Genomic DNA, 12,981 nt, shown 5'->3' with positions numbered 1-12,981 from the left:
GAAGGAAAGAAAAAAGACGATTCAGGAGGATAACGGCATGGATTTAAGAGTGATCGGTGCCCGCGCGAAGGAAGCGGCATCCTATTTAAACAGTCTTGGCATTACAGAGAAAAATGAAGGCCTGCGGCAGGCGGCCCAGGCGCTTTTGGACGGCGAAGAAGACATTCTGACGGCCAATCAGGAGGATGTGATCCGGGCAGCGGAAAACGGCATGAGCCAGGGGATGATTGACCGTCTGGAGCTGACACCGGACCGGCTGCAGGCCATGGCGAATGGACTTTTGCGGGTTGCAGAGCTTCCGGACCCGGTAGGAGAAGTGACTTCCATGAAGCCGCGTCCCAATGGTCTTCTGATCGGGGAAAAACGCGTGCCCCTTGGCGTGGTGGGCATGATCTATGAAGCACGTCCCAATGTGACTTCTGATGCTTTCGGACTCTGCTTTAAAACCGGAAATGCCGTGATCCTAAAGGGCGGCAGCGATGCCATTGAGTCCAATAAGGAGATTGTAAAGTGGCTGCAGACCGGGCTTTCCCGCGCAGGACTGCCGGAAGCATCCCTGCAGCTGATCACCGATACTGACCGGGCAGTAACCACAGAATTTATGCGTCTGAATGAGTTTGTGGATGTGCTGATCCCGCGGGGCGGTGCCGGGCTCATCCGCAGCGTGGTACAAAACAGTACGGTGCCGGTGATTGAGACGGGGACAGGAAACTGTCATATTTATGTGGATGAAACAGCAGATTTTGAGATGGCGCTGAACATCATTGAAAATGCCAAAACCCAGCGAATTGGCGTATGCAATGCCTGTGAGTCCCTGGTGGTACATAGAAGCATTGCGGAGGAATTCCTTCCGCTGCTGGCAGCCCGCCTGGCAAAAAAGTCCGTGGAGGTGCGGGCAGATGAAGCCGCAAGAGGCATTGTGCCAGAGTTTACCGAGGCCACAGAAGAAGACTGGGGTACGGAATATCTGGATTACATTCTGTCCTTAAAACTGGTGGATTCCCTGGATGAGGCCATCCGTCATATCAATCGCTATAATACCGGTCATTCTGAGGCCATCATTACCCGTGATTACGATCATGCCCAGGAGTTTTTAAACCGGATTGACGCGGCAGCTGTCTATGTGAATGCTTCCACCCGTTTTACCGATGGCGGGGAATTTGGTTTTGGAGCCGAGATCGGCATCAGCACCCAGAAGCTTCACGCAAGAGGACCAATGGGCTTAAAAGCACTGACCACGACCAAATACATCATCTATGGAAACGGGCAGGTGAGACCATAATGAAGCTTTATATCATTCGTCATGGGGAAACGCCCTGGAATGCGGAGGGACGTCTTCAGGGGCAGACGGATATCCCGTTAAATGAAAATGGAATCCGCCTGGCAAAGATTACCGGAGAGGCGTTAAAGGACGTTCCCTTTGATTTTGCTATTTCCAGCCCGTTGAAGCGGGCCAGACAGACCGCGGAGCTGGTACTGGCGGGACGGCAGATTCCGGTTCTGGAGGATGCCAGAATTGAGGAACTGAGCTTTGGCTCCTGGGAAGGACTGGGCTGTCGCAAGGCAAACTTTGAAATTCCATCGGAGCATTTTCAGGATTTCTACAAAGACCCGTTTCATTTCCAGACGGCGGCGGACGGAGAGACCATTGAACAGCTCTGTGTCCGCACCAAAGCGTTCTGGGATGATCTGGTGAACAATCCTGACTGGCAGGACAAGACTATTCTGATTGCCAGCCATGGCTGTGCCTGCCGGGGAATCCTGCATAATGTGTATGAGGATAAAACCGATTTCTGGCACGGGAAGGTGCCGCCAAACTGTGCGGTAAACATTGTATCTGCAGAGGATGGAAAAGCAGTCCTGGAGGCGGAAGACAAGATTTACTATGATCCGGCCGAATGTGTGGATTTCCGCACGGGAAAGAAAGCGTCCCAGACAGGAAAAGCCGCACAGACCAGATGAGAAAAGAAAACTCAAAAACTGAGGTAAAAGACTGGAATTCGGGGCGTTTTGCTCTTTGCATTCCAGTTTTTTTATGCTATAATTTTTAATTTGTAACGGCATAACGTGAATAATGAGGTAAAGAATGAAAACATACAAACAGAACGAAACACCGGAATTTGAGATGATCCGTGCTGCAGCGCCGGAAGAGGAAGGCGCGCGTCAGTACTATTTTATAGAAGAGGCTAAGATTTTATGGAAACAGCAGTTTGAGAGCATGGTAGACAGCGGGGAGGCCGCAGAGCGCTACGAAGGTTCTCTGTTATCCGAACTTCAGGCAGAGGGCAGATACGGCACGTTCCATATCTCGACATTTGGATGTCAGATGAACGCTCGCGACTCCGAGAAGCTTTGCGGAATCCTGGAGCAGATTGGCTTAAAAGAAGTAGAGTCCGAGAATGCAGACCTGGTGCTTTACAACACCTGTACCGTGCGTGACAATGCTAACCAGAAGGTATATGGCCGTCTTGGCTATCTGCAGACCTTAAAGAAAAAACGCCCGGGCATGATGATTTCCCTGTGCGGCTGCATGATGCAGGAGCCGTCTGTGATCGAGAAGATCCAGAAAAGTTATTCTTACGTAGACCTGATCTTCGGAACCCACAATATCTTTAAACTGGCAGAGCTTTTATGCTGCCGCATGATGAGCGGGAACCGCATGGTCGTAGATATCTGGAAAGATACCGACAAGATTGTGGAGGAACTCCCGGTGGACCGGAAGTATTCCTTCAAGTCCGGTGTCAACATCATGTTTGGCTGCAACAACTTCTGCAGTTACTGCATCGTGCCCTACGTGCGCGGCCGTGAGCGCAGCAGAAAGCCGGAGGATATTGTTGCTGAGATCAAAAAGCTGGTGGCAGACGGCGTGGCAGAGGTCATGCTGCTGGGACAGAATGTAAACTCCTATGGAAAGAATCTGGAGCATCCGATGACCTTTGCAGAGCTTCTGCGTGAGATCAACAAGATTGAGGGACTGGAACGCATCCGCTTTATGACATCCCACCCGAAGGATCTCTCGGATGATCTGATTGAGGCCATGCGGGACTGTGAGAAGGTATGCAATCATCTGCATCTTCCGCTGCAGTCCGGCAGCAGCCGTATCTTAAAGCTGATGAACCGTCATTACGATAAAGAAGGGTACCTGGCTCTGGTGGACAAGCTGCGCGCGGCCATTCCGGATATCGCTCTGACTACGGATATCATTGTGGGCTTCCCGGGGGAGACTGAGGAGGACTTTGAGGAGACCATGGATGTGGTGCGCCGTGTCCGCTACGACAGCGCCTTCACTTTTATCTACTCCAAGCGTACCGGAACCCCGGCAGCTGCCATGGAGCAGGTACCGGAAGAGGTTGTAAAAGAGCGTTTTGACCGCCTGCTAAAGGAAGTTCAGAAGATTTCCTCTGAGGTCTGCGGACGTGACCTTCATACTACTCAGAAAGTCCTGGTGGAGACTCTGGACGATCACAAGGAAGGCTATGTGACGGGACGCTTAAGCAACAACACTGTGGTACATTTCCCGGGAGACGAGAGCCTCATTGGAAAGATCGTGGATGTATGGCTGGAGGAGTCCAAAGGATTTTACTACATGGGAAAGCAAGTGGAAGGACAGGAGAATTAAATCGTGGCTGGATTATCACCAATGATGGCCCAATACATGGAGACCAAAAAACAATATAGTGACTGTATTTTATTTTATCGACTGGGTGACTTTTATGAGATGTTCTTTGACGACGCGCTGACTGCGTCTAAGGAGCTGGAAATCACCCTGACGGGAAAGGAATGCGGACTGGAGGAACGCGCACCCATGTGTGGCGTTCCTTATCATGCTGTGGACAGCTATTTAAGCCGTCTGGTGCAGAAGGGATACAAGGTTGCCATCGCAGAGCAGATGGAGGATCCGAAGCTGGCAAAGGGGCTGGTAAAGCGTGAAGTCATCCGTGTGGTAACCCCGGGTACCATCACCAGCGCCCAGGCCCTGGATGAGACCAAGAACAACTATCTGATGGGCATTGTCTATCTGGCGGACCGGATGGGCGTTTCCGTGGCAGATATCACCACCGGAGATTTCCTGGTAACGGAGATCTCCACGGACCGTGCCCTGTTTGACGAGATTAATAAATTTTCTCCGGCGGAGGTCATCTGCAACGATGCCTTTTCCATGTCCGGAATTAGCCTGGAGGACTTAAAAGACCGGTATCATTTTACAGTGTCTACCCTGGATTCCCGCTTCTTCCAGGATGAGAGCTGCCGTAAGGTGCTGCGGGAGCATTTTAAGGTGGGAAGCCTCGAGGGACTGGGGCTTGGCGATTATGACTGCGGCGTGATCGCGGCAGGCGCCGTGCTGCAGTATCTGTATGAGACCCAGAAGAGGACCCTGGATCATTTAACGACCATTGTGCCTTACGCTACCGGCAACTACATGATACTGGATTCCTCTACCAGAAGAAACCTGGAACTTTTAGAGACCATGCGGGAGAAGCAGAAGCGCGGAAGCCTCTTGTGGGTGCTGGATAAAACCCGCACGGCCATGGGTGCCAGACTCCTTCGTACCTGGATTGAGCAGCCGCTGATTTCCAAAGAAGCAATCTTAAAGCGCCAGAATGCGATTGAAGAACTGAATTTAAATTACATAAGCCGGGAAGAACTGGGTGAGTATCTGAATCCGGTTTACGACCTGGAACGTCTGATCGGCCGTATCAGCTACAAGACGGCAAATCCGAGGGATCTGCTGGCATTCCGCAATTCCATTGCCATGGTGCCGCATATCAAACGGCTTTTAGGAGAGTTTACGTCTGACGCTTTAAAAGAACTGGCGGAGGATCTGGATCCATTAGAAGACCTGAATGACCTGATTACCCGTGCCATTGTCGAGGAACCGCCCATCACCGTCCGGGAAGGCGGCATGATCAAAGACGGTTACAACGAGGAAGCAGACCGTCTGCGTCATGCAAAGACGGAAGGAAAGACCTGGCTGGCTGAGCTGGAGGCGAGAGAGCGCGACAGCACTGGCATCAAGAACCTGAAAGTCAAATACAACAAGGTGTTTGGCTATTACTTTGAGGTGACGAACTCCTTTAAGGATCTGGTTCCGGAGTATTTTATCCGCAAACAGACCTTAACCAACGCAGAGCGCTACACCACCGATGACCTGAAAAACCTGGAGGATGTGATTCTTGGAGCAGAAGACAAGCTCTTTTCCCTGGAGTATGACCTGTTCTGTGAGGTGCGCGATGCTATTGCGGCAGAGGTCGTGCGGATTCAGAAGACGGCCCGCGCCATTGCGGCTATCGATGTGTTTGCATCCCTGTCTACTGTGGCCACCCGCAACAATTATGTGAAGCCGCAGATCAATGAGAAGGGCACCATCCAGATCAAGGGCGGCCGTCACCCGGTGGTTGAGAAAATGATGCGGGATGATATGTTCGTGGCTAACGATACGATTCTGGACAATTCCAAGAACCGCATTTCCATCATCACCGGACCGAACATGGCCGGTAAATCCACCTACATGCGCCAGACGGCTCTAATCGTGTTGATGGCGCAGATTGGAAGTTTTGTCCCGGCGGACCAGGCCAACATCGGCATCTGCGACCGCATCTTTACCCGTGTGGGTGCATCCGATGACCTGGCGAGCGGTCAGAGTACCTTTATGGTGGAGATGACGGAGGTAGCCAATATCCTCAGAAATGCCACCAGAAACAGTCTGCTGATCCTCGATGAGATCGGCCGCGGCACCAGCACCTTTGACGGACTGAGCATTGCCTGGGCAGTGGTGGAGCATATCAGCAACACCCGCCTTCTGGGCGCAAAGACACTGTTTGCTACTCACTATCACGAGCTGACGGAATTAGAGGGACTGATGAACGGTGTCACAAACTACTGCATTGCCGTGAAGGAGCAGGGGGATGATATCGTTTTCTTAAGAAAGATCGTAAAAGGCGGCGCGGATAAAAGCTACGGTATCCAGGTAGCAAAGCTGGCCGGAGTGCCGGATTCTGTCATCAACCGCGCGAAAGAACTGGTGGAGCAGCTGGTGGATTCTGACCTGACAGCAAGAACCCGCGAGATCGCGGAGGGCATCGCGCCTGCAGGCCACAAGCCGGTGCCAAAGCCGGACGATGTGGAGATGAGCCAGCTCACCCTGTTCGACACGGTGCGCGAGGATGACATTATTGAAGAATTGAAGAATCTGGAGCTGGGCAACATGACGCCGATCGACGCGTTAAATACCCTGTACCGGATGCAGATGAAGCTAAAGAACCGCTGGAGCGGGGACGAAAAATAAAGATTAAAGTGGGAGGTGCAGCATGCCGAACATTCATGTACTGGATCAGAATACCATCAACAAGATCGCGGCCGGCGAGGTCATTGAGCGGCCGGCCTCGGTGGTGAAGGAGCTTCTGGAAAATGCCATCGACGCGAAAGCCACTGCGGTCACGGTGGAAATCCGGGAGGGAGGAATTTCTTTTATCCGGGTGACAGACAACGGCTGCGGAATTGAAAAAGAAGAGATTCCACTGGCATTTCTGCGCCATTCCACCAGTAAGATTCAGTCCGTAGAGGATTTATTTACAGTATCTTCTCTGGGCTTTCGCGGTGAGGCACTTTCCAGTATTGCCGCAGTGGGACAGGTGGAGCTGATCACCAAGACAAGCCGTTCCTTAACCGGAAACCGCTATCAGATCGAGGGCGGTCAGGAGCGGGGCATGGAAGAAATCGGTGCGCCGGATGGAACTACCTTTATTGTGCGGAATCTTTTTTACAACACGCCGGTGCGCCGGAAGTTTTTAAAGACTCCCATGACGGAAGGGGCCCATGTGGCAGATCTGGTGGAGAAGATTGCCCTGTCCCATCCGGAAATTTCCATCCGGTTTATCCAGAACAATCAGAATAAGCTGCACACTTCCGGCAACCATAATTTAAAAGATATCATTTATACGGTTTACGGGCGGGAGATTACGGCCAACCTGATCCCAGTGTCTGTTACCGGAGAAGCCTTCAGAGTAGAAGGCTTTATTGGGAAGCCGGTTATCGCCCGGAGTAACCGGAATTTTGAAAATTACTATATTAATGGAAGATATATCAAGAGCAACATCATCAACAAGGCCATTGAGGAGGCGTACAAGCCCTTCATGATGCAGCACAAGTATCCGTTTACGATGCTGCATTTTAAGATTGAGCCGGAGTTTCTGGATGTGAATGTCCATCCAACGAAGATGGAGCTGCGTTTCCAGAATGGCGAGAATGTGTTCCGCATGGTGCGGGATACGGTAGCCGAGGCACTGCGCCACAAAGAACTGATTCCCAAGGTTGAGCTGGTGGAGGAGGAACGGGCACGAAAATCCGTGCCGGAAAAGCGGATCCCGATCCCAGAACCATTCGAACAAAACCGCATGATGCAGAATCGTGCGGAGCAGTCCGAACAGAAGCGGCAGCAGGATAGCGCCGGTTTGTTTGACCCGAAGCGGTTAGCAGCAGGCGGCGCAGATGATTTTGTGCTGCGGGAGATGCCAGAAGAATACCGGATGAAAACCCGGCCGGGGGAGCAGCCTGCATTAAAGGCCACCTCCCAGATCCGCAGTGAACGAACGGGACTTTTGCGCACCGAGCAGCGTGTTGAGGCATTGCAGCGGGAAGAAGAGCTGAAAAACAGCCAGGAGGTAGAACGAGCAGCCGATGGAAACGGTTATCGTGTCAACGAGGCGCTGACAGCGCTGTTAAAGCAGGAACCGGGAGTAGAAGCGGCAGGAATCCAGTCAGAAGTGGAAACACAGGCAGGAACAGGAATCACGCCTGAGGCAGAAGCGCCGCTAGCTGAGATGTCAGAACTGCCAGAAGCAGAAGGGCAGATGGACCTCTTCGAGGAAAAACTCTTAGAGCCCCAGTCCCGCAGCCGCCACAAACTGATCGGCCAGCTCTTTGCCACCTACTGGCTGGTGGAATTCAAAGACCAGCTTTACATCATTGACCAGCATGCGGCCCATGAGAAGGTGCTGTATGAGAAGACGATGAACTCCCTAAAAACCAGGGAGTACACCTGCCAGCAGATTCATCCGCCCATTATACTGACACTGGGAAGCCGGGAGGCACTGATGCTGGAGAAAAATATGAAGATCTTTACCGACATCGGATTTGAGATCGAGCCATTTGGCGGAAAGGAATACGCGGTGCGGGGTGTACCGGATAACCTGTTTTCCATTGCCAGGAAGGAGCTTCTGATGGAGATGTTAGACAGTCTTTCGGAGGATGCCCAGGCGCGGAACGCGGACATGATCTACGAAAAGGTAGCATCCATGTCCTGCAAGGCGGCGGTAAAGGGGCACGATGTGTTGAGCGCAGCGGAGGCAGATGCCCTGATTGACCAGCTTCTTGGGCTGGAAAATCCTTATGCCTGCCCGCATGGAAGGCCGACCATCATTTCCATGAGTAAATACGAACTGGAGAAGAAGTTTAAACGAATTGTCTGACGAGGGGAGAAGCTATGAAACAGCCGCTGATCATTCTCACCGGGCCGACCGCGGTGGGAAAAACAGCTTTGTCCATTGAACTTGCCAAGGCGCTGAATGGAGAAATCATCAGTGCCGATTCTATGCAGGTGTACCGCCATATGGACATTGGGTCGGCCAAGATCATGCCGGAAGAGATGGAGGGAGTGCCTCATCATCTCATTGATGTGCTGGAGCCATGGGAGGAGTTTAATGTGACCCGCTTCCAGGCTATGGCGAAGGAAGCCATGGCGGGAATCTACAGCCGCGGCCATGTACCGATCGTGACCGGAGGCACCGGATTTTATATTCAGGCACTGGCTTACGATATAGATTTTACTGAAAACGAAGATCACAGCGGCATCCGGGAAGAACTGGAGCAGCTTGCCGCAGAAAAGGGCGAGGAGTATTTACACCAGATACTGGCTCAGATTGATCTGGAATCTGCCGAAGCGATTCACGCGAATAATGTAAAAAGAGTGATTCGCGCGATTGAATATTACCGGCTGACTGGAGAAAAGATTTCCGAGCACAATAAGCGGGAACGGGAGAAACAGTCCCCTTACGACCTGTATTACTATGTGCTGACCCGCAATCGCGCTGCTCTTTATGAGCGGATTGACCAACGGGTGGACATCATGATGGAGCAGGGCCTGGTGGACGAGGTGAAGCGTTTGAAAGAAATGGGCTGCACCCGTGACATGGTGGCCATGCAGGGGCTTGGCTACAAGGAAATCCTGGATTACCTGGATGGAAAGATCAGCCTGGAGGAGGCGGTTTATATCATCAAGCGGGATACGAGACATTTCGCGAAGCGTCAGCTCACCTGGTTTAAGCGGGAACGGGATGTGCGTTTTATTGCTGTAGATGATAAACATGCCCTGTGGAGACATCAAAACGGTGGCCTGGACACCAAGGAAGATGACCAGAAGAAAATTTTAGAATATATTTGTAAGGATTACTTTGGAGGAAGAAACGAACATGGAACTGAATGAGATGTATCAGGAACTGGGCATCAGCCCGGAGGTCCTGAAATTTGGAACAGAGATTGAAGAACACTTAAAGGAACGGTTTAAAGCCATCGACGAAAACGCTGAGTTCAACCAGATGAAGGTGTTGAAGGCAATGCAGGAGGCCCGCGTCAGCGATATCCACTTTGCGGCAACCACCGGTTACGGTTACAACGACCTGGGCCGTGATACCCTGGAAGAGGTGTATGCAAAGGCTTTCCACGGTGAGGATGCCCTGGTGCGCCCACAGCTGATTTCCGGCACCCATGCTCTGCATGTGGCACTGTCTGGCAATCTGCGTCCGGGCGATGAGCTCCTTTCCCCGGTGGGAAAACCCTACGATACCCTGGAAGAGGTTATTGGTATCCGTGAATCTGCCGGCTCTTTAAAAGAGTACGGCGTGATCTACCGCCAGGTTGACCTTCTGGAGGATGGCACTTTCGATTATGAGAACATCCGCAAGGCCATCAATGAGAAGACCAGGCTTATCACCATTCAGCGCTCCAAGGGTTATCAGACCCGCCCGACCTTTTCCGTAACCCAGATCGGTGAGCTGATCGCGTTCTGCAAGAGCGTAAAGCCGGATGTGCTCTGCATGGTAGATAACTGCTACGGTGAGTTTGTAGAACGCATTGAGCCGACGGACGTTGGTGCTGACATGATCGTTGGTTCCTTAATTAAAAACCCGGGCGGCGGCCTGGCACCGATCGGCGGCTATATCGTTGGTAAAAAATCCTGCGTAGAGCAGGCATCCTACCGCTTAAGCGCACCGGGACTTGGAAAAGAGGTAGGCGCAAGCCTGGGCCTGAACCAGTCCTTCTATCAGGGCCTGTTCATGTCCCCGACCACTGTGGCAGGGGCGTTAAAGGGCGCGATCTTTGCAGCCAATGTGTATGAAAAACTGGGTTTTGCCGTTGTTCCGAACAGCACCGAGTCCCGTCACGACATCATCCAGGCCGTGACGTTGGGAACTCCGGAAGGCATGGTAGCATTCTGCAGGGGCATCCAGGCAGCAGCGCCGGTGGACAGCTTTGTATCCCCGGAACCGTGGGATATGCCGGGTTACGACGCACCGGTCATCATGGCAGCAGGTGCCTTTGTACAGGGCTCCTCCATTGAGCTGAGTGCCGATGGCCCGATCAAGCCGCCGTATGCGGTTTATTTCCAGGGCGGCCTGACCTGGTATCACGCAAAGCTGGGCATCTTAATGTCCCTGCAGAAGATGGTAGAAGCAGGCATTGTGACGCTGTAATTTTTTGTGGTAGAAAATATTAACCATTTCTAAAGTTTTCCATTTTTTGTATACACGATATTTGATTTGTGGTAAACTAAAAATTGTTCCCTTCCGCTTCGTACTTGGAGAGAGAATGGAGGGTGAACGATGAAACACACGACAATGAAAGAGCTGCCCCATGATGAGCGGCCATATGAACGCTGCGTAAAATCCGGGCCGGAGCATTTGAGTGACGCACAGCTTCTGGCTGTGATCCTCCGGACCGGAAGCACGCAGGAGAGCGTACTGGAGCTGGCTGCCCGGATTCTGGAGCTTGGAGGTCCCGGAGAAGGAATTCTGGGACTTTTGCATTTGTCCCTGCCGGAGCTGATGAGCGTCAAGGGCATTGGGCAGGTGAAAGCCATCCAGCTCCAGTGTATTGGAGAACTGTCCAGACGCATCTGGAAACGCAAAGCCATAAAGAGTCCGGTTCGTTTCAACGATCCGGCCCAGGTGGCGGAATACTATCAGGAAGACCTGCGTCATAAGGAACAGGAAGAGTTTCACATGATGCTTTTTAATACGAAACAAAACATGATTGGAGACGTAGCGCTGTCTAAGGGGACGGTGAATGCGTCTCTTGCCACACCGAGGGAAATCTTTATCCAGGCATTGAAATTTCAGGCGGTAAGCCTGATCCTGGTGCACAATCACCCCAGCGGCGATCCGGAACCCAGCAGGGAAGATGTCCTTCTTACCCGGCGGGTGGAGGAGGCCGGACGGGTGATCGGCATTCCGGTGTTAGATCATATCATCATAGGTGATGGCACTTATGTCAGCATGAAAGAACGGGGATTATAACAGATGGAATCAAAACGCAGCAAATACATTCTGATCGGACTGTCGGTTTTCTGCATTCTGCTGATCGGCATTACATCGTTTAAGGATGGATTCTTAAATCCGCTGAGAAGCGGCGTGGGCTATGTCTTAAGCCCGATCCAGTCGGGAGTGAACCGGGTGGGTACCTCACTTTACAACGGAATCAGCAACTACAGCACGTTGCGCAGCGCCATGGCGGAAAAGCAGGCTCTGCAGGAACGCATCGACGCGCTGGTGGAGGAGAACAGCCGCCTGCAGTCGGAACAGTTTGAACTGCAGCGTCTGCGGGAGCTTTATGATCTGGATCAGGACTATATGCAGTATCAGAAGATTGGAGCCAGGGTCATTGCGAAGGACTCTGGTGACTGGTTTCAGGTATTCCGGATCAACAAAGGTTCTGCGGACGGTGTTCAGGTAGATGCCAACGTCATGGCCGGAGGCGGCCTGGTGGGCATTGTTACGGATGTGGGAGCTCATTATGCCACAGTCCGCTCCATCATTGATGATGTGAGCCGTGTCAGCGGCATGGCCCAGCAGTCCGGAGATACCTGCATTGTATCCGGTGACCTGACTTTGTTCGGAGAGGGGAGGCTGCGTTTGAGCAACATTGCGGAGAACGGCGATCTGAAAGACGGAGACCGCATTGTGACCTCCAACATCAGTTCTAAATTTCTTCCAGGAATCCTGATCGGCTACGCGGCCGATATCACCACAGACCAGAGCCGTCTGACCAAGTCCGGTTACCTGATTCCGGCAGCACACTTTGACAGCCTGCAGGAGGTGCTGGTCATCACGACCCTGAAAGAGGAAGAGGCACCGCAGGAGAGTACAGAAAATACAGAGGGGGCACAGACAGGCGCATGAAACGGTTCTTATTGAATGTGGTACTGATGATCCTGGCTTTTACGGTCCAGAACTGTGTGTTTCCGCTGATTCCGTTTCTCACGGCAACTCCGAACTTGCTTCTGATCCTGACCTTTTCCTTTGGATTTATTTACGGAAAGGAAGCGGGACTGTTATACGGTCTGTTTGCCGGAATTTTACTGGATCTGTTTTACAGCGGCCCCTTCGGTTTTTATACACTGCTGTTCATCAACATCGGCTATTTCAACGGCATCTGCACCCAGTATTACTATGAGGACTATATCAATCTGCCGCTGGTCATGAGTCTGGTCAATGAACTGATCTACAACCTGTATATTTACGTGTTCCGTTTTCTGATCCGCAACCGGCTGGATTTTCTTTATTACGCAAAGGAAATCATCATTCCGGAGCTGATCTTCACAGTTGTAACAACGCTACTTATTTATCGCTTTTTCCTGTCTGCAAACCGGAGACTGGATGAGCTGGACAATCGGCGGGAACGGGAATATTAAATACCGAAACATGAGAC

The 12,981-nt window shown here is 52.0% G+C and carries 10 protein-coding genes; all 10 read left to right on the top strand.

Annotation, left to right across the window (positions count from 1 at the left end; translation table 11 throughout):
• The first annotated feature begins 19 nt into the window (after positions 1-19).
• The 10 genes from DWY84_RS09020 to mreD all read left to right on the top strand — a co-directional run bounded on the left by DWY84_RS09020 (position 20) and on the right by mreD (position 12,964).
• Positions 20-1,282 carry a glutamate-5-semialdehyde dehydrogenase gene (locus DWY84_RS09020; RefSeq protein WP_279220327.1) on the top strand — a complete coding sequence of 421 codons (1,263 nt, stop codon included), beginning with the start codon at positions 20-22 and terminating at the stop codon, positions 1,280-1,282.
• Entirely contained in the window at positions 1,282-1,962 is a 681-nt protein-coding gene (locus DWY84_RS09015; protein WP_178716826.1) for a histidine phosphatase family protein, read from the top strand. The genes DWY84_RS09020 and DWY84_RS09015 overlap by 1 nt, the downstream gene beginning before the upstream one ends.
• Before the next feature lie 124 nt (positions 1,963-2,086).
• Positions 2,087-3,619: a tRNA (N6-isopentenyl adenosine(37)-C2)-methylthiotransferase MiaB gene (gene miaB, locus DWY84_RS09010; RefSeq protein WP_243024808.1), complete on the top strand. Its 1,533-nt coding sequence runs from the start codon at positions 2,087-2,089 to the stop codon at positions 3,617-3,619.
• A 21-nt stretch (positions 3,620-3,640) separates the two neighbouring features.
• The gene (gene mutS, locus DWY84_RS09005; RefSeq protein WP_118532534.1) at positions 3,641-6,286 is read left to right on the top strand and encodes a DNA mismatch repair protein MutS; all 2,646 of its coding nucleotides are present in this window, start codon (positions 3,641-3,643) and stop codon (positions 6,284-6,286) included.
• Between the two features lie 22 nt (positions 6,287-6,308).
• The gene (mutL, locus tag DWY84_RS09000; protein ID WP_118532532.1) at positions 6,309-8,468 is read left to right on the top strand and encodes a DNA mismatch repair endonuclease MutL; all 2,160 of its coding nucleotides are present in this window, start codon (positions 6,309-6,311) and stop codon (positions 8,466-8,468) included.
• Positions 8,469-8,482: 14 nt separating this feature from the next.
• The gene (gene miaA, locus DWY84_RS08995; RefSeq protein WP_118532530.1) at positions 8,483-9,481 is read left to right on the top strand and encodes a tRNA (adenosine(37)-N6)-dimethylallyltransferase MiaA; all 999 of its coding nucleotides are present in this window, start codon (positions 8,483-8,485) and stop codon (positions 9,479-9,481) included.
• On the top strand, positions 9,468-10,748 hold the full coding sequence (locus DWY84_RS08990; RefSeq protein ID WP_118532528.1) for a methionine gamma-lyase family protein: 1,281 nt from the start codon (positions 9,468-9,470) through the stop codon (positions 10,746-10,748). Before miaA ends, DWY84_RS08990 begins: the two co-directional genes overlap by 14 nt.
• 129 nt (positions 10,749-10,877) lie before the next feature.
• Positions 10,878-11,570, top strand: a complete 693-nt coding sequence (gene radC / locus DWY84_RS08985; protein WP_118532526.1) for a DNA repair protein RadC — start codon at positions 10,878-10,880, stop codon at positions 11,568-11,570.
• A 3-nt stretch (positions 11,571-11,573) separates the two neighbouring features.
• The gene (gene mreC / locus DWY84_RS08980; RefSeq protein WP_118532524.1) at positions 11,574-12,452 is read left to right on the top strand and encodes a rod shape-determining protein MreC; all 879 of its coding nucleotides are present in this window, start codon (positions 11,574-11,576) and stop codon (positions 12,450-12,452) included.
• Positions 12,449-12,964: a rod shape-determining protein MreD gene (mreD, locus tag DWY84_RS08975; RefSeq protein ID WP_118532522.1), complete on the top strand. Its 516-nt coding sequence runs from the start codon at positions 12,449-12,451 to the stop codon at positions 12,962-12,964. Before mreC ends, mreD begins: the two co-directional genes overlap by 4 nt.
• The last annotated feature ends 17 nt before the right edge of the window (positions 12,965-12,981 follow it).

It is taken from the genome of Clostridium sp. AF27-2AA (genome assembly GCF_003478505.1).
Classification (GTDB): domain Bacteria; phylum Bacillota; class Clostridia; order Lachnospirales; family Lachnospiraceae; genus Brotaphodocola.
This window is presented reverse-complemented; position numbering and strand designations above follow the sequence as displayed.

What these genes read in the sequence shown, in the direction of transcription:
- DWY84_RS09015 (WP_178716826.1), top strand. Translation starts at nt 1,282, where the DNA reads ATGAAGCTTTATATCATTCGTCATGGGGAAACGCCCTGGAATGCGGAG.
- miaB (WP_243024808.1), top strand. Translation starts at nt 2,087, where the DNA reads ATGAAAACATACAAACAGAACGAAACACCGGAATTTGAGATGATCCGT.
- mutS (WP_118532534.1), top strand. Translation starts at nt 3,641, where the DNA reads ATGATGGCCCAATACATGGAGACCAAAAAACAATATAGTGACTGTATT.
- mutL (WP_118532532.1), top strand. Translation starts at nt 6,309, where the DNA reads ATGCCGAACATTCATGTACTGGATCAGAATACCATCAACAAGATCGCG.
- miaA (WP_118532530.1), top strand. Translation starts at nt 8,483, where the DNA reads ATGAAACAGCCGCTGATCATTCTCACCGGGCCGACCGCGGTGGGAAAA.
- DWY84_RS08990 (WP_118532528.1), top strand. Translation starts at nt 9,468, where the DNA reads ATGGAACTGAATGAGATGTATCAGGAACTGGGCATCAGCCCGGAGGTC.
- radC (WP_118532526.1), top strand. Translation starts at nt 10,878, where the DNA reads ATGAAACACACGACAATGAAAGAGCTGCCCCATGATGAGCGGCCATAT.
- mreC (WP_118532524.1), top strand. Translation starts at nt 11,574, where the DNA reads ATGGAATCAAAACGCAGCAAATACATTCTGATCGGACTGTCGGTTTTC.
- mreD (WP_118532522.1), top strand. Translation starts at nt 12,449, where the DNA reads ATGAAACGGTTCTTATTGAATGTGGTACTGATGATCCTGGCTTTTACG.